Raw genomic sequence first — 15378 nt, forward strand, 5'->3', positions numbered from 1 at the left:
TTGCCTACGAAAGTGGTAGAACTATCTATCAAATCAAGCACGGGATGCTCTCTGAGTATCTCAAGGAGCAACTCAAGCATCCGTCCGTTCAAATGACTTTTGCGTAAGTTCTGTCCAAGACAGCATCATGCCCCCTACCCTTCATATAGGTAAAGGTGTGTAATTCCTCTCTAGGAGCTTCTTTTAGCGCTTTGGTTGGTTCTAGCGCTGGAGGCTGTGATGCGGCTGCAACTGTCTCTAGTGGCTCTATTACACACCTTTCGGGGTGCCACAGTTTTTTGTGCTTCTGCAAAGTGGTATGACTGCACTGAGCTAAGGAGGCGATCGCTTGGGCTCGTGCGGTGGGGCGATCGGGTAGCTGGCCTTGTTGAGTTAGTTCAAGGACTGCTTGTTTGATCCGCGCCTGAGCGTCTTCGGCTCGCTTCTGGTTGAAGTTGACGATGTTGTTAGCAGCAGTAGTTAAGGAAAGGCTGCGATCGCGCTTGGGAGGGGTGCCAAGGGGCCAGTAGTAGTTTTCCACGGCAGTAGCCCATTCCTGAGCGCGACGGCTGATTTCGTGCTGGTGTTGGCACCACTCTCGGTAGCCAGGGCTCTTGATCGCAGTGTGTTCGATGTAGTGGGCCAAGGCTTCGCCGGAGAGGGACTGGAAGACGACACCGTAGCAGCCTATGGTTTTGAGCAGGTGGTTCGTTTGCCCAGGTCCTGTCCACCCTTGCTCCATTTCGTTTTCCAGTTCTTGCTGCCACAAAGCAACATTGCTGCGACGGTTGTAGGAGCGGTACTGATGCTGCTTCTTGGCTGCGGCGATCGCCTGGTGAAGTTGCTTTAGGTCTTGGGCTGCTGCGGCTTGATCCCACTGTTGGAAGAAGGAAGGCAGATCACTGGGCAGGGTTTGCAGGGTGTCGCTGAGGAGGACGGAGCCGCTGCTGGGTTGCAGGGGTAAGCGATGGGCGTTGTACTCGCTGTATTCTCCAGCTTTGCTGTAGCGCTTAACGTTGGGGAAGACTTCCAGTTGGCCTGCTTGCAGGGGCAAGTGGTGCGCTTCTAAGCAGTATTTGAGAGCGATGGCGAGGCCGAAGGTGGGGACCGCTTCAGGAAGGGGGATGTAGAGGTGAAGGCCACCGTTCCAACTAGAGCGCAGCAAAACGGTTTGGTGCATGCCGATGCTGGCGAGAGCGGCTCGCAGGGTGGTGAGAGCTTGGCGATCGCGGGTGGGATGGTGCAAGCTGAAGGCATCGAGGTCGATGAGGCCGTAGGTGGTGGTGGCACCGAAGCGGACGCCGACGAGTTGAGCGGCATCTTGCCAGTAGGTCCAGAGACTACGGGGCTTGAGCGGGTATTGGGTCAGTGTCTGCCAAGCAGGCTTTTGGTTGGCGTTTGCGGGGGTAGGGGCAATGATCGCTTGCCAGAGGTAGGGGAAGAGCTGGCACAAGCGCTGGCCCAGGGGGTCGCGGGGCAAAGGTTCAGGTAGGCGCTGACGAGTACGTTGAGGGGCGATCGCCTGAGTATCACAGGCAAGGGGTTGTTTGCGTGGCATGATGCAACTCTCTAGTCCGGTGGGGGCAAGGGGACAGAGGGTGCAAAGTGAGTAAGTACGTCTGGTCACGCTGCTGATGCAGGTGATAGTCACGAGGGGTATAGCTATGCATGGTCTCTCTGTCCCGAAATAACGGCTGGACAGGGAGAGAGCGATCCGCAGATTGAGAACAGCTAAGTTTTCTCTAAGACTGGCTTAGACAACCAGAAAATTCCTCGTTTTTCTTCGATGCGCTCCATCCCTGGTGTAGAGAGGAATAGAGAGCCATTCGCCTTTTTAGAAACGGTGCAAAAGATCTTGTCACTTTTTGCCAAATGACCGTAATATAGACGCATGGCACAGTGGGTGACTTAACTGCAGGCCGTCCAAGCATACAAGTTAGAGTCCCCTCTATTCCGATTCCGAACAAATATAAAAGCCTTCTTAGCCCCTTCTGTGTCCGCAGTTGGGGTTTTGGCTTTTAGGGTTTCTAGAGCATGTTCATCTCCTCAGCTTTAGCAATTAGACCAGCAACCCTAAAAATCACCACAAACTCTGCCTCCATAAAGCTTGATGAGTAGTTTACCTGATCTGCCCAGCGATCTCCCCTAATTTCAACGGAAAGAAAGAAAAACTGGGTTTTGGCGGTCTCAAACAAGCTGATCCGCCATTCGAAAAGTCAGCCCTTGATCTTACTTATTGGGCATACATCCTTCGAACGCTGCTTCGGGTGAACTATCTCTGACTCAAAAGCTAGGAGGCTGATTCCAGATAGCTTAAAGAAGGTCGGGGGCGATCGCACTCCCAAATCTCCAGCTCAGCCTGCAACCAAGTCCCGCAAATCAAATAAGCCAGCTTAAAGCTTGTCGAGGTTTTTACAGGCATCTCATCAGATTTTTACTCTAAGTAGGTTAAAACCTGATTAGTTCGGGGATTCTAAGCAGAACGCTAACGATTGAGTTTAGGCAGTTCTCTCATGGAGAGAACCTACTGATGGATGTCCTACATAACAAGATGCTGGTGTCGCTAAACTTTGCCTTTCTGGAAGTTCATGATCCGCAGCTCGTTCGGCTGGGTGCTTTAGCTGAACGTTATTTTGCTACTGATTCCAATACTTGCTTGATTAAATTGCGGCAATTTGGGGAGTTGCTGGCTCAGTTGGCAGCAGCGAAAGTTGGGTTATATAAGTCCCCTGATGAGCGACAGATTGATTTGCTCAGGCGGTTGCGCGATTGCAATCTCCTAAAAGGGGATGTTGATCGCCTATTCCATGAGCTGCGGATGGCAGGTAATGAAGCAACGCATGGTCTGGCGGGAAGCCAGCGTCAGGCATTGAGCTGCCTGAAATATGCCCGCTACTTAGCGGTTTGGTTCCACAAAGTTTTCACAAAAAATCCCGATTTTAATCCTGGGCCGTTCATTCCACCCCTAGACCCAGCAGTAGAGACGCTAGAACTCAAAGCAGAATTAGAACAGCTGCGGGAGGAAGTTCGGAACACGCTATCAACCGCAGAGGCAGCCCAGGCGCTGGCTGATGCCGAGGCGCAACGACGGTTGGTCGCTGAAGAATTAGCGCAAGAGGTGGCAGCGAAGAATCAGGAGCTGCTAGAGAATTTAGTTCAAATTCAGGCAGCCGCAGCCAGCCAACCTCAACCTGTAATTCAAGCTGCGATCGCTCAAGCTCAAGACACCTTAGTTGACCTGGATGAACGCGAAACTCGTAGGTTAATCGATGCCCAATTACGAGCAGCAGGTTGGGAAGTGGATTCGGAGCTATTGACCTACCAGAAGGGAACTCGGCCTCAGAAGGGCAAGAATTTAGCGATCGCCGAATGGCCGACCAAAAGCGGGCCTGCGGATTATCTCTTGTTTGTTGGGTTGCAAGCGGTTGCAGCGGTAGAGGCTAAGCGACAGGGAACCGATGTATCAGGGAAGCTGGATCAAGCGCAGCGCTATAGCCGAGATTACCAAGTGAAAGGTGAGGAAGTTTTACCGGACGGGCCTTGGGGGAAATACGAAGTTCCATTTGCGTTCGCGACCAATGGCCGAGAGTTTCTGGAGCAAATCAAGACCAAGAGCGGGATTTGGTTTCGTGACTTGCGCCGTTCTGAAAACTTGCGTCGTCCTTTGCGGAGTTGGTATACACCTCAAGGCTTGAGTGAAATGCTGGCTCAAGATCATGACCAGGCTCATCAACGGCTGGCTCAGGAAGGCTTCAATTATGGGCTGAAGTTGCGGGATTACCAAATTAAAGCGATTCGGGCTGTAGAGGCAGCTTTAGCCAGGGATGAACGGAAGTTGCTGGTGGCAATGGCGACAGGTACAGGCAAGACTAAAACTTGCATTGCTCTGGTTTATCGGCTGCTAAAAACGAAGCGGTTCCGGCGGGTGTTGTTCTTAGTCGATCGCACAGCTTTGGGTGAGCAAACAACGAATGCGTTTAAGGACTCCCGTATGGAGAATTTGCAAACGTTTGCAGATATTTTTGAGATTAAGGAGCTGAAGGACACGGCACCTGACACAGAAACCAAGGTTCACATCGCCACGGTTCAAAGCTTCGTGAAGCGAATTCTTTACCCCAGCGATGAAGCGGCTGTACCCACTGTGGATCAGTACGACTGCATTGTAGTGGATGAGTGCCACCGAGGCTACCTGCTCGATCGCGAGCTGAGCGATTCGGAGTTGGAGTTTCGTGACTATAACGACTACATCTCCAAGTATCGGCGGGTGTTGGAGCAATTTGATGCGGTCAAGATTGGCCTTACGGCAACCCCAGCACTGCACACCACTGAAATTTTTGGCGAGCCAGTCTACACCTACAGCTATCGAGAAGCAGTAATCGATAACTACTTAATTGATCATGAGCCACCGTTCCAAATCAAAACCAAGCTCTCGGAATCGGGGATGGTTTGGAATCCGGGCGAGCAGATGGAGTTCTTCGATCCCAAAACCGGGAAGTTGGATTTGGTGCATGCCCCCGATGAAGTGCGATTGGAAGTGGAGCAGTTCAACCGGCGGGTGATTACAGAAGAGTTTAATCGGGTTGTTTGTGAGGCGATCGCCCAGCACATTGATCCCTCACTGCCCGAAAAAACGCTAATTTTCTGTGCGAGTGATAGCCACGCCGATATTGTCGTGGATCAGCTGAAGCAGGCGATCGCTCAGCAGTATGGCAGCGTGGAGGATGAGGCGATCGCCAAAATCACGGGAAGTGTGGACAAGCCGTTGCAGTTGATTCGGCAGTTCCGCAATGAGGTGAACCCGAAGATTGCCGTGACGGTGGAACTGTTGACGACGGGAATTGATGTGCCGTCTATTTGCAATTTGGTGTTTATTCGACGAGTCAAATCGCGGATTCTTTACGAGCAGATGTTGGGGCGGGCAACTCGGCTCTGCACTTTTGATGATGGCACCCAGAAACAGGCGTTTCGCATTTTTGATGCGGTAAATCTGTACGAGGCGATCGCCCCGGTTTCGACGATGAAGCCAGTGGTGGTCAATCCCAACATTTCGTTTACGCAACTGATTGATGAAATGGAGACTGTGACAGAACCAGCAGCCGTTGAGGGGATTTTGGATCAGCTTTTGGCGAAGTTGCAGCGGAAGCGACAGCATTTGAGTGACAGTAACCGAGAACAGCTTGAGGCGATCGCCGGGATGCCTGTTGGCGATCTAGTGCCACATTTGAAGCAGAGTGATTCGGCGCAGGTGCGGGAATGGTTCCGGCAGCGGAAGGCGATCGCGGAGATTTTGGATCGGCAGGATGGGGGGATGGCTCCAATCTTGATTTCTCACCACGCAGACGAGCTACACAGCATCGAGCGGGGCTATGGCAATGCGGAACGACCTCAAGACTATTTGGACAGCTTCAAGGCCTTTTTACTGGAGAATCTGAACCAAATTCCAGCGTTGATGGTGGTGACACAACGACCTCGAGAGCTAACGAGGGCGCAATTGAAGGAACTGAAGCTATTACTGGATGCGAAGGGCTACTCAGAAACCACACTCCAGGTAGCTTGGCGAGACGCGACCAACGAGGATATTGCAGCTTCCATTATTGGCTTTATCCGGCAGGCCGCTTTGGGTGATGCGCTGATTCCTTACAGCGATCGCGTGGATCGAGCGATTAAGCAAATTTTGGCAAGTCAAGCTTGGACACCACCACAGCGGAAATGGCTGGAGCGCATTGGCAAGCAATTGAAGGTCGAAACGATTGTTGATCGGGAAGCTTTAGATCAAGGCGAGTTTAGAACTCAAGGCGGTGGTTTCGATCGATTGAACAAGACTTTTAACGGTCAATTAGAGACGATTTTGATAGAGGTTGGCGATTACGTTTGGCAGGAAGTTAGTTAATTTTAAGGGGTCAGGCATGTCTTATGGAAAACAGTGACTGGGGAGAATGGGATGGATCACAATGGAGCAATCGAGAAGCTGAAAACTTCAAACGTCTGCTAGAGATTCTAGATAGGGGCACAGATTTTTGGAATGAGTGGAGACAGCACAATCCTCGTACAACTTGTGACCTTCACGGAGCAACTTTTAAGAATAAAGATTTAAGTAAAGTTAATTTTGCAGATGTAAACTTAAGTTCTTCAAATTTCACGAATGCCTGCCTTAGAGAGGCTAATCTAAAAAATGCAGACCTAAGCTATGCAAATTTAACAAATGCTGATATTAGTAACGCCAATCTTGAGGGCGCTAAGTTACATCAAGTAACTATGCCCAATAAAGTAATTCATGGAGAATTACTGAACTCAACCCTTGAAATTCATCTTCAGCATTATATTCCTTGTCTTAACGACTTACGAGTTTGGTACTTTAGAGCTAGGGAAACAGGACGGAACCAGGATTATCTTGACAATATTCAGTCGTTTGCACAGGAGTTCAAGAAAGGAACTCCCAATGCAGAACAAGATCCAACAATCCGCAATTCTGAAATAGCTCTATCCGCCATTGATATAGAGCATTTAAGAGAAGATGAATCCAATTATAAAAAATTAATTTCTCAAGCCGTTAAGGATGCTAAATCTATTCTTGACTATCGAGGGAAAGACGCCAAGATTAACAATAAGAAAATTAGAGAATATAGTTCTATTCAAGGGAGCTATAGACTTTGTTACTTCTATCAGAAAGCAACATTAGAAATTGCGGAAAAGGAAAAAATTCTACTCTGTTATCAGCTATCTGGACAATCACAATTAGGTGTACAGCGTATTCACAATCGGCTTGCGACTTTCCTAAACCATGAAGCTAAGCACCTCAAACCTGAACTAAATCGATCGTCAAATACCAATTTGAGCCAGACAAGCTTGAAAAGGATTTAGCAAAGTTCCCAAAACTTCGTTGGGTTCTTTGATGTAGTACTGGAGCGTGGCACTTGAGGCGATGTTGCCTTTGAGGATGAGAAATTTCTAGGTGTTGATCCCAGAGGTGGCCCGCTTGGTTGGCTTCGTTGTCGGAGCAACCTAAGTTTTTCTCGTTGCGGATGCGATCAACTTCGAGGGCGCGGTACCCAGAGCGGATGGTGATGCGTCCGAAGGTGGTTTGGAGCGGTTCGAGAAGTTCTTCGCAGAGGTGTTTGTTTGCCGCGATCGCCAGGTCTGGATCTTCGGGAATGTTAGAAATGCCGTAGAAGTTAGCCACTTCGCTGTAGAGAAAGTCGCGCATGAAGAAGTTTTGGGAGAGGCGGACTCGTCCGAGATTTTCCAGGCTCTTGACTGATGCTGGTTTTTGCATACGCTAGATAAGCTGAGAACTTTGGTTCTACGGTAACCGCGATCGCCTAGGAATCCGATGAGCGCAACGAGTGATATTGTCCAAAAGCTGTGGAGTTTGTGTCATGTCCTGCGGGATGATGGCATCACTTATTTGCAGTACGTAACTGAGCTGACCTATCTGCTGTTTCTGAAGATGATGCAGGAGACGGGGAATGAAGGGCAGTTACCGGAGGGCTATCGCTGGGGCGATTTAACTAGCAAGGATGGGGTGGAGCAACTGACGTTTTACCGGGCAGCATTGCTGCATTTGGGGTCAGAGGGGTCGGCGCAGCGAGTGCAAGCGATTTTTGCTAATGCTCAGACGGCGCTGAAGCAACCACGCATCTTGAAGAAACTGGTGCAGAGTATTGATGAGCTGGACTGGTACTCGGCTAAGGAAGAAGGCTTAGGCGACCTGTATGAGGGGTTGCTGGAGAAGAATGCCAGTGAGAAGAAGTCGGGTGCAGGGCAGTATTTTACGCCGCGTCCGTTGATTGACTGCATGGTGGTGCTGATGCAACCGCAGCCAGGGGAACTAATCCAAGACCCCGCAGCGGGGACGGGTGGTTTTTTGATTGCGGCAGACCGCTACATCAAGCAGCGCACCGATGATCTGTTTGACCTGAGCGAAGCAGAGCAGGTGTTTCAGCGGCAGCAGGCGTTTTATGGGATTGAGTTGGTGCAGGATGCCCACCGCTTGTTGCTGATGAATATGATGCTGCATGGAATTGAGGGGGCCGTGACGCTAGGCGATACGTTGGCACCCGATGGGCAGCGGTTGGCGAAGGCTGATGTGATTTTGACGAATCCGCCATTTGGCACCAAGAAGGGTGGAGGGATGCCGACGCGGGATGACTTTACCTATCCCACTTCTAACAAGCAATTGGCGTTTTTGCAGCACATCTATCGATCGCTGAAACCGGGAGGACGAGCAGCGGTGGTGTTGCCCGACAACGTGCTGTTTGAGGATGGGCAGGGGCGATCGATTCGGGCAGATTTGATGGACAAGTGCAATCTGCATACGATTCTGCGTTTGCCGACGGGGATTTTTTACGCGCAAGGGGTGAAAACCAATGTGCTGTTCTTCCAGCGGGGCAAGACGGAGAAGGGCAACACCCAGGCGGTGTGGATTTACGATATGCGAACCAATATGCCCAGTTTTGGCAAGCGCATTCCGCTGACTCGTGAGCATTTTGCGGAGTTTGAGCAGTGCTATGGGGATGACCCGAATGGGCTGAGTACGCGGGTGGAGCTGGGTGAGGAGGGGCGGTTCCGCTGCTTTACACGAGAGCAGATCACGAAGCGTAACGAAAACCTAGATATTTCCTGGCTGCGGGATGAGAGTTTGCAATCAGGGGATGATTTACCAGAACCAGAGGCGATCGCGGCTGAGATTATGGAGAAGCTGCGGATTGCGACGAAGGAAATGGAAGCGTTGATGGTGTTGCTGGAAGGGGAGGAGGCAGCAGAGGCAACCAGTGCTTCGGTGGGAATGCCAACTTTAGAATAGGAACAACCAACGATTCGCAAAAACTAATTAGAGGCGATCGCAGGCATTGAAACCATTATCACAAACGCTGATTATGTATAATCTTGACCTTGATTTACAGCAAATAATCCGCGATCGCCTCCATGTCTCTCTATCAGATATTGAGGCGTACTGTCAGCGTTGGCAGATTACCGAGTTTGCGCTGTTTGGCTCGGTGTTACGCGACGACTTCCGCCCCGATAGTGATGTCGATGTTTTAATTACTTTTGCACCGAGTCTGCGATGGAGTTTGTTTGATCTGATGGAGATGCAAAAGGAACTAGAAACAGCCTTTGGGCGCAAGGTTGATTTAGTTCAGAAAAAAGAGTTAAAGAACCCCTATCGTCGAGCCAATATCTTAAAGACCCATCGAGTAGTTTATGCAAATCAATGATCGCGATGCCGCTTCTCTGTGGGATATGGCACAGGCAATTCGGCGGATTTTAGAGTTCACCCAAAATTCTTCGCTAGAAGGCTATTTGAACAGCATTTTTATGCAAAGTGCGGTGGAGCGTCAGTTTGAAATTTTAGGAGAAGCTGCCCGCCGGATATCACTAGAGTTTCAACAGCTACATCCAGAAATTGACTGGAGCAACATTATTGGTCTAAGAAATGTAATTGCTCACCGCTATGAGCAGGTCAACCAAGAAAATTTGTGGCAGATTGTTGAAGCACTTTTACCTGACTTACTGATACACGTTGAAGGGTTATTACCACCTCTCCCAGAGGAAGATTCACTTTAACAGAACGAGCGCCCTTCCCACGTTGAATTCTGCTTCCCTAATTTTGAATTGAAGCTATGAGTGACGAATTAACAGAACTACCTGAAGGTTGGGAATGGGCTCAGTTATCTGATGTCTTATCGATCCTTTCAGGTGAAGCTTTTAAGAAAAAAGATTATTCCTCTTCTGGGGTTAAGCTTCTTCAAATTGCTAATGTGTCTTTTGGCAAGGTTGTATGGGAGCAACAAAATTTTTTACCAAAGAGCTTTTTAGCTGACTATCCAGAATTGGTTTTAGAGAAGAACGACATAGTAATGGCTCTAAATCGTCCGATTTTGAATGACTTATTGAAAATAGCTCGTCTCAGTGAAGAGGACGCACCTGCAATTCTTTATCAAAGAGTTGCCCGATTTAACCTCTTCATAGATGAGATGAGAGATTACTTCTTTTGCTATACAGGCTCTCCGAAATTCCTTCAATTAATTCGCACTAACCTGCAAGGATCAGATCAACCGTACATTAATACAAGCACTCTACCTAATTTCCCAATATCAATTCCGCCACTTAATGAGCAGAAGCGGATTGTTACCAAGATTGAGGAGTTGCGCGATCGCCATCAACGTGCAAAACAAGCTCTTGAGGCCATTCCAGAATTGTGCGATCGCTTCCGTCAATCTGTCCTAGCTGCTGCCTTCCGAGGTGATTTAACAGCCGATTGGCGCGAAGAGAACCCAGACGTTGAACCCGCTTCAGTTTTATTAGAGAAGACTAGGCGCGATAGACGGCAGAAGTGGGAAGAAGTTGAGTCGAAAAAACTACAACTTGGAGGTAAATCGAGCAAGGATGATAAGTGGAAAGCAAAATATCAAGAACCAGAAGCATGTAATGGAGCGCTATTGCCTAAATTGCCAGAGACATGGACATGGGCTCCTGTAGAGCTTTTAGCCACAAAAGTTGTTGATGGAGTTCATAAAAAGCCCAACTATATTGAGCAGGGCATACCATTTGTAACCGTTAAAAACCTCACCGCAGGTTCTGGTATTAGTTTTGAAAATCTTAACTATATTTCTGAGGAAGATCACAAAGAGTTCTTTAAACGTGCAAACCCAGAAAAAGGTGATTTACTAATATCGAAAGACGGCACTCTGGGAGTTACACGAGTCATTCGCGCTGACACTATCTTCAGTATTTTTGTTTCAGTAGCGTTAGTCAAGCCAGTCTCTTATGAGATGAGCGACTATCTTGAGCTAGCATTCGTGTCTCCGCAAATGCAAAATCAAATGTTAGGAACTGGTTCAGGTCTACAACATATTCACTTAAAGGATCTGCGTCGCTATGCCGTTCCAGTAACATCTCTAGAGGAACAGGCAGAAATCTTGCTGCGCGTGCGAAATCTATTCAATGCAATTGACAAGATCGAACAACAATACACAGGGGCTAACAAACATATTACCTGCCTTAACCAAGCCATTCTTGCTAAAGCCTTTCGGGGTGAACTAGTTGAGCAAGACCCCAACGATGAACCTGCCTCTGTGTTACTTGAGCACATCCGAGCCGAGCGGGAGAAAGCAGATAACGGGAAAAAGACCAAAGGCAAACGAGCTAAGCAACTCAAGCTAGAGGTGTGAATGCTACATCCTCATAAATCAGCGCGATCGGGCAGGAGCAATTATCCTCGATCGCTCCTGCAACTCAACCTCGTACTTTTCACTCTAATAGCGTCCACATGGCCGTTCTCATCCTTAACATCCGTAATGAAATCGGCCAAGCTCTGACCTCCATCGAAGGCATTCCTTTTAGCATTGCCATCCAGCAAGGCAATAAACTCGCCATTCAGCAGACCGTTGACCTCACCTACGCCAGTGCCACGCTGGTTGATGTCGCTCCGGGTCAGTACATTGCGATCGCCACTCATCCCCGAGTCGAACCGATCGCCGCTGCCTTCCAATTCCAAGTCACCAGCGATGAAGACTTGATCCTGATTTTGTTCGTATACTTAGAGTCAGAACGGGTGTTGCTGAACATTGAAACCTTCGTAGAGCCCTGACCCATGCGAGTCCTTGACCCGAAATCCCTAATTGCTTACCGCTATCGAGTCCGCATGCTCAGCCGTGAAGTGTGTGAGCAAGCCGACCCCCGCATCCGCGTCAACATCGCCCAGCAACTAGCTAACGCCGCTACAGAGCTGGCCGTGTTAGAAGCTCAAGAACTGGCACGCCTAACCCCCACCGAACCCGCATAGAAGTGGCAAAAGAAGAGCATCCCCTATCCGGACCAGAACTCGTCAAAGAGGTGTGCCGTCGCATTCGTGTTGCCAGAAGCTACTGGGATGCTCACAACAACGCTGCCTGCCGCCGAGAACGCGATCGCGCCTTAGCCCTGTACAACACCCTGACTCCGGAGCAAAAAGACCAAATCCCTCAAGTCCTGCGAGTTTGGCTCCGCTATCGCAGCGAAAAGTACTTTGGCGCTCACCGCACTCCACCCCAGAAACAGCAAAAGAAGCGATCGCGCTAGCTTTATAATTCAGAGCACTCTTCTAGCCGCCTCACTTTTAGTTTTGAAATCAGATAAGTAGCGAAATAGAGGGATAATCCAATCACAATCCTCTACACTTTTTGATGTCGCCTAAAAGTTGGCTGTGGTAAAAATCATTTCCCTCTTCAACCAATCGGGAGGCGTTGGCAAAACCACCCTCACCATGAACCTGGGTTACCAGCTAGCTCAGCGGGGCCATCGCGTTCTACTAGTAGATATGGACCCCCAAGCATCCCTCACCAATTTTATGGGGCTAGAAGCCTATAAACTTTCTAAAACCGTTTACCACGCGATCGTCCACGATGAGGAGCTACCCATCCACACTAACCTGCATGGCTTAGACTTAGCTCCTACCAACATCCAACTTAGCGGCGCAGAAATGGAACTGGTCTTAGCTGAGTTCCGTGAAGTCCGCCTTAAAGATGCCTTAGAGCCAGTGCAAGACCGTTACGATTTCATTCTGAGCGATTGCCCACCCAGCTTAGCCATCCTCAGCTACATCAGCTTGGTTGCCTCAACCCACGTCTTAGTCCCTATTCAGACGCACTACAAAAGCCTGATTGGTTGCGACATGCTCCTCGATACAGTTGCTCGGGTTCGCCAACGAGCCAACCGCAAACTCCAAATTGCAGGCTTTATCCCCACCATGCACGAGGGGCAGACGGTTCAAGGAAAGACGAGTCTGAGTACTGTACAGAATCAGTTGTCTAACACAGCAACTGTTTTTCCTCCCATTCCTAGAGCGATCGCCTTCGCAGATGCAGCTCAACTGCATGAACCCCTAGCACTCAGTTTCCCCAAACATCCAGTGGTCGATATCCTCAACCAAATTACCGACGCATTAGAGGCTGTGTAATGGCACGACGCAAACCGCTTCCTGAGTACCAACTTAATAACGTGCGCCTCCTAGACGAGCTGCCAACTCAAGCAGGTCAATCTGTTGCAATTGACAGGATTCAGTTGCCCAAAAAGCAACCCCGCCGCTACTTCGATCCTGAGAAAATGCAGCAGTTAGTTCAGTCTGTTCAGGAACATGGAATTCTGGAACCTCTGCTAGTCCGTCCCCTCGGCAACAATAGCTACGAACTGGTAGCTGGAGAACGACGACTTAGAGCCGCTCAAACAGTTGGGCTGGGGGAAGTCCCCATCGTTAGCAAAGAGCTGAGCGATAAGGAAGCCCTCCAGATCGCTCTGATGGAAAACCTACAACGGGAAGACCTAAACCCTGTTGAAGAAACTGAAGCCATTCTTGAGTTGTTAGCGATCGCGATTGAAGGAGACACGACCGATGTAGTCTCCATTCTCAACCGCGCCAACCACGCTAAAAATCGAGAGCAAGAACTGGAGGAAAACGTTTTCCTCCAACTCAAAACCATTGAAACTACTCTCTCTGGGGTCGGACGCTTTACCCCCGAATCCTTCCGCACTAGCCGTCTTCCGCTCCTCAACCTACCCGATGACATCCTGCAAGCTCTCCGCCAAGGAAAGCTTGAATATACAAAGGCAAGAGCGATCGCTCGGATCAAAGATGAACAGAAACGGCAGCAGGTTTTAGAGGAGGCGATCGCTCAAAACCTCTCTTTGGCACAAATCAAAGAACGAGTTGCAAGCTTTAAAGCTAGCAATGCTGAATCAACCAGTTCCACCCAGCACTCACTCAAAAGCGTCTTGGATAATGCTTATCGTTTGTCAAAGCGCTCTAAGGTTTGGGATAACCCTAAAAAGCAAAAGCGTCTTGAGAAGCTACTAACCGAACTAGAAAACCTTTTCTCTGAACCTGAATAACCATCCCAATAAAGGGTAAAGGATTTGCAGACCTTTCATAGAAGCAACAAAGCGCTCTCTAGCTATAGGTTGTAGAGCGCGCTTTAAGAGCGATCGCCCCGTTGAATACACTGCATACAAACATTGAACAAGGCGAGCACTGATGCAATTTCAATCGGAATTTGCAGCAGCAGCGGAGCCGCAATCAGCCCAGCCAGGATGAAACCTACACCGACAAAAATAGAGACAATCAGAATCACTTCATCGTCAAATAGCTTCAGACCGACCCATAAGGTGCTAAGCCCAAGTGCCCAAAAGATAAAATGATTCATGGAGCAATGACTAGTGATTTAATATGCTGATGCCTTAAGTAATAGACAACAATTGGAGGACATGCAAGTTAGTACTCCAGCATTCATTAGCAAGGATTGGATGTGTTGCCTAGATTTGATATTACGCCATTGCTTTTACAGCTTCATTGGAATAACCCTAGAAAACAAAAGCGTCTTGAAAAGCTACTAACCGAACTAGAAAATTTTTCTCTGAATCTGACTAGGAGTTAATTAGAAGGACTTTCCTCTACCCTGCTTTTTGAGGTCTTCCACAGCCCTACGGATACCCTATGCGATCGAGGTCAAGGCTTCATCTCCATTAGTCTATTCAGTTACAGATTTTACACCTGCACTAGGAGCGAGCGGTAATGCTTGAAGTTTGCCCAAAGGAGCACCTTTCCAGTCGCAGGGTCGTAGAAGGATAGGGATAACACGGGCTTCGCCTTTGTCATGACGCTCCAGTGCCCATTGCATTTCGATTTCGTAGCAGTAGTTCAGATGCCAGAAAATCTGGTAGTGCATCAAATAATAGTGGAATAGGTAATGAGATCATGCCAAGTCCAGGGCTGTAGCGTTAATCCTGCTCGTTGAGTTGCTGTCGTCTTCAATCGACTATGCTGCCAAATCCAGTTGAAGTAACTCACGACTACCCGTGTCGTTACCTTGGTTTGCTCCCACACCTTGCCAAACTTGTTCTGTCTGCGGTGCCACCGTCCGGTCTGCTGTCTCACCACTCCATTGGTTCTCTCTAGCGTTGCGTCTTGTCTTTGCCAATGTGATGGAGAATCTTAGGCGGCAATACTCTCTCGTAGCCTCCCCAACCATCACTATTCCAACATTTACAGACGGTTTTGCCTTCACTACTAACTACTAACTCCTCAATCAATTCGTCCGTATGTTTTCCCACTCGGGCCGCTAGGATCAGCCCACTCGAATCCGCTAGACTCACTCCAATCCAGCAATCACCCACCTCTAACTCGTCGGGAAGGCACTGCTTCTGTTGTTTGCGACAAATGACCACAGTTCATCCGCGCTCCCTTCCTGCGTTTGTACTGCCTGAACTTGCTCAGATCTTGCACCAAGGCTTAAAAGGTGGCAGAAAGGGCGTGAAACTAATAGACCGCAAGAACAATGGACATTCTTGCCCACGCCCAAGAACTAATCTATCACTTGCTCGATGGGATGCCGACTCCCTACCAACGTCAAAGCCTGCAAGCTTTGC

At 49.1% G+C, this 15378-nt stretch carries 16 protein-coding genes and 1 pseudogene; 11 read left to right on the top strand and 6 right to left on the bottom strand.

Translation table 11 applies throughout. From position 1 onward, the window contains the following. Positions 1–88: 88 nt before the first annotated feature. Together H6F90_RS21400 and H6F90_RS21405 are read right to left on the bottom strand one after the other, a co-directional pair. Complete coding sequence (locus tag H6F90_RS21400; protein ID WP_190554234.1) at positions 89–1537, bottom strand: hypothetical protein; 1449 nt, start codon at positions 1535–1537, stop codon at positions 89–91. A gap of 173 nt (positions 1538–1710) precedes the next feature. Beyond that, entirely contained in the window at positions 1711–1872 is a 162-nt protein-coding gene (locus H6F90_RS21405; RefSeq protein ID WP_190554235.1) for a hypothetical protein, read from the bottom strand. Between the two features lie 637 nt (positions 1873–2509). Between H6F90_RS21405 and hsdR the strand changes: the two genes are divergently transcribed. Both hsdR and H6F90_RS21415 read left to right on the top strand, forming a co-directional pair. Continuing rightward, complete coding sequence (hsdR, locus tag H6F90_RS21410; RefSeq protein WP_242024578.1) at positions 2510–5869, top strand: type I restriction-modification system endonuclease; 3360 nt, start codon at positions 2510–2512, stop codon at positions 5867–5869. A gap of 23 nt (positions 5870–5892) precedes the next feature. Next, positions 5893–6840, top strand: coding sequence for a pentapeptide repeat-containing protein (locus tag H6F90_RS21415; protein WP_190554236.1), 948 nt, complete (start codon positions 5893–5895; stop codon positions 6838–6840). Here the strand turns inward: H6F90_RS21415 and H6F90_RS21420 are convergent. Next, on the bottom strand, positions 6776–7252 hold the full coding sequence (locus H6F90_RS21420; protein ID WP_190554237.1) for a hypothetical protein: 477 nt from the start codon (positions 7250–7252) through the stop codon (positions 6776–6778). The genes H6F90_RS21415 and H6F90_RS21420 overlap by 65 nt on opposite strands. Before the next feature lie 57 nt (positions 7253–7309). Between H6F90_RS21420 and H6F90_RS21425 the strand changes: the two genes are divergently transcribed. From H6F90_RS21425 to H6F90_RS21465, 9 genes are all read left to right on the top strand, one after another. After that, positions 7310–8782 (top strand): N-6 DNA methylase, encoded by a 1473-nt coding sequence (locus tag H6F90_RS21425; protein ID WP_190554238.1) that lies wholly within the window; start codon positions 7310–7312, stop codon positions 8780–8782. A gap of 73 nt (positions 8783–8855) precedes the next feature. After that, the gene (locus H6F90_RS21430) at positions 8856–9194 is read left to right on the top strand and encodes a nucleotidyltransferase family protein (protein ID WP_190554239.1); all 339 of its coding nucleotides are present in this window, start codon (positions 8856–8858) and stop codon (positions 9192–9194) included. Continuing rightward, the gene (locus H6F90_RS21435) at positions 9181–9543 is read left to right on the top strand and encodes a DUF86 domain-containing protein (protein WP_190554240.1); all 363 of its coding nucleotides are present in this window, start codon (positions 9181–9183) and stop codon (positions 9541–9543) included. The genes H6F90_RS21430 and H6F90_RS21435 overlap by 14 nt, the downstream gene beginning before the upstream one ends. 56 nt (positions 9544–9599) lie before the next feature. Beyond that, entirely contained in the window at positions 9600–11150 is a 1551-nt protein-coding gene (locus H6F90_RS21440) for a restriction endonuclease subunit S (RefSeq protein ID WP_190554241.1), read from the top strand. A gap of 98 nt (positions 11151–11248) precedes the next feature. After that, entirely contained in the window at positions 11249–11569 is a 321-nt protein-coding gene (locus H6F90_RS21445; RefSeq protein ID WP_190554242.1) for a hypothetical protein, read from the top strand. Positions 11570–11572: 3 nt separating this feature from the next. After that, positions 11573–11764 carry a hypothetical protein gene (locus H6F90_RS21450; RefSeq protein ID WP_190554243.1) on the top strand — a complete coding sequence of 64 codons (192 nt, stop codon included), beginning with the start codon at positions 11573–11575 and terminating at the stop codon, positions 11762–11764. A gap of 2 nt (positions 11765–11766) precedes the next feature. Beyond that, on the top strand, positions 11767–12039 hold the full coding sequence (locus H6F90_RS21455; protein WP_190554244.1) for a Precorrin-3B methylase: 273 nt from the start codon (positions 11767–11769) through the stop codon (positions 12037–12039). A 124-nt stretch (positions 12040–12163) separates the two neighbouring features. Continuing rightward, complete coding sequence (locus tag H6F90_RS21460; RefSeq protein ID WP_190554245.1) at positions 12164–12916, top strand: AAA family ATPase; 753 nt, start codon at positions 12164–12166, stop codon at positions 12914–12916. After that, positions 12916–13845 (top strand): ParB/RepB/Spo0J family partition protein, encoded by a 930-nt coding sequence (locus H6F90_RS21465; protein WP_190554246.1) that lies wholly within the window; start codon positions 12916–12918, stop codon positions 13843–13845. Before H6F90_RS21460 ends, H6F90_RS21465 begins: the two co-directional genes overlap by 1 nt. A gap of 83 nt (positions 13846–13928) precedes the next feature. On the opposite strand, the gene H6F90_RS21470 is transcribed toward H6F90_RS21465, so the two are convergent. The 3 genes and pseudogenes from H6F90_RS21470 to H6F90_RS30835 form a co-directional block, all read right to left on the bottom strand. Continuing rightward, complete coding sequence (locus tag H6F90_RS21470) at positions 13929–14156, bottom strand: hypothetical protein (RefSeq protein WP_190554247.1); 228 nt, start codon at positions 14154–14156, stop codon at positions 13929–13931. A 324-nt stretch (positions 14157–14480) separates the two neighbouring features. Beyond that, positions 14481–14678 carry a hypothetical protein gene (locus H6F90_RS21475; protein WP_190554248.1) on the bottom strand — a complete coding sequence of 66 codons (198 nt, stop codon included), beginning with the start codon at positions 14676–14678 and terminating at the stop codon, positions 14481–14483. Next, positions 14678–15221 (bottom strand): annotated as a pseudogene (locus H6F90_RS30835) (IS1 family transposase); the annotation flags it as partial. The pseudogene H6F90_RS30835 and the gene H6F90_RS21475, both read right to left, overlap by 1 nt. Between the last annotated feature and the right edge of the window lie 157 nt (positions 15222–15378).

This window comes from Trichocoleus sp. FACHB-591, from assembly GCF_014695845.1.
Classification (GTDB): Bacteria; Cyanobacteriota; Cyanobacteriia; order FACHB-46; family FACHB-46; genus Trichocoleus.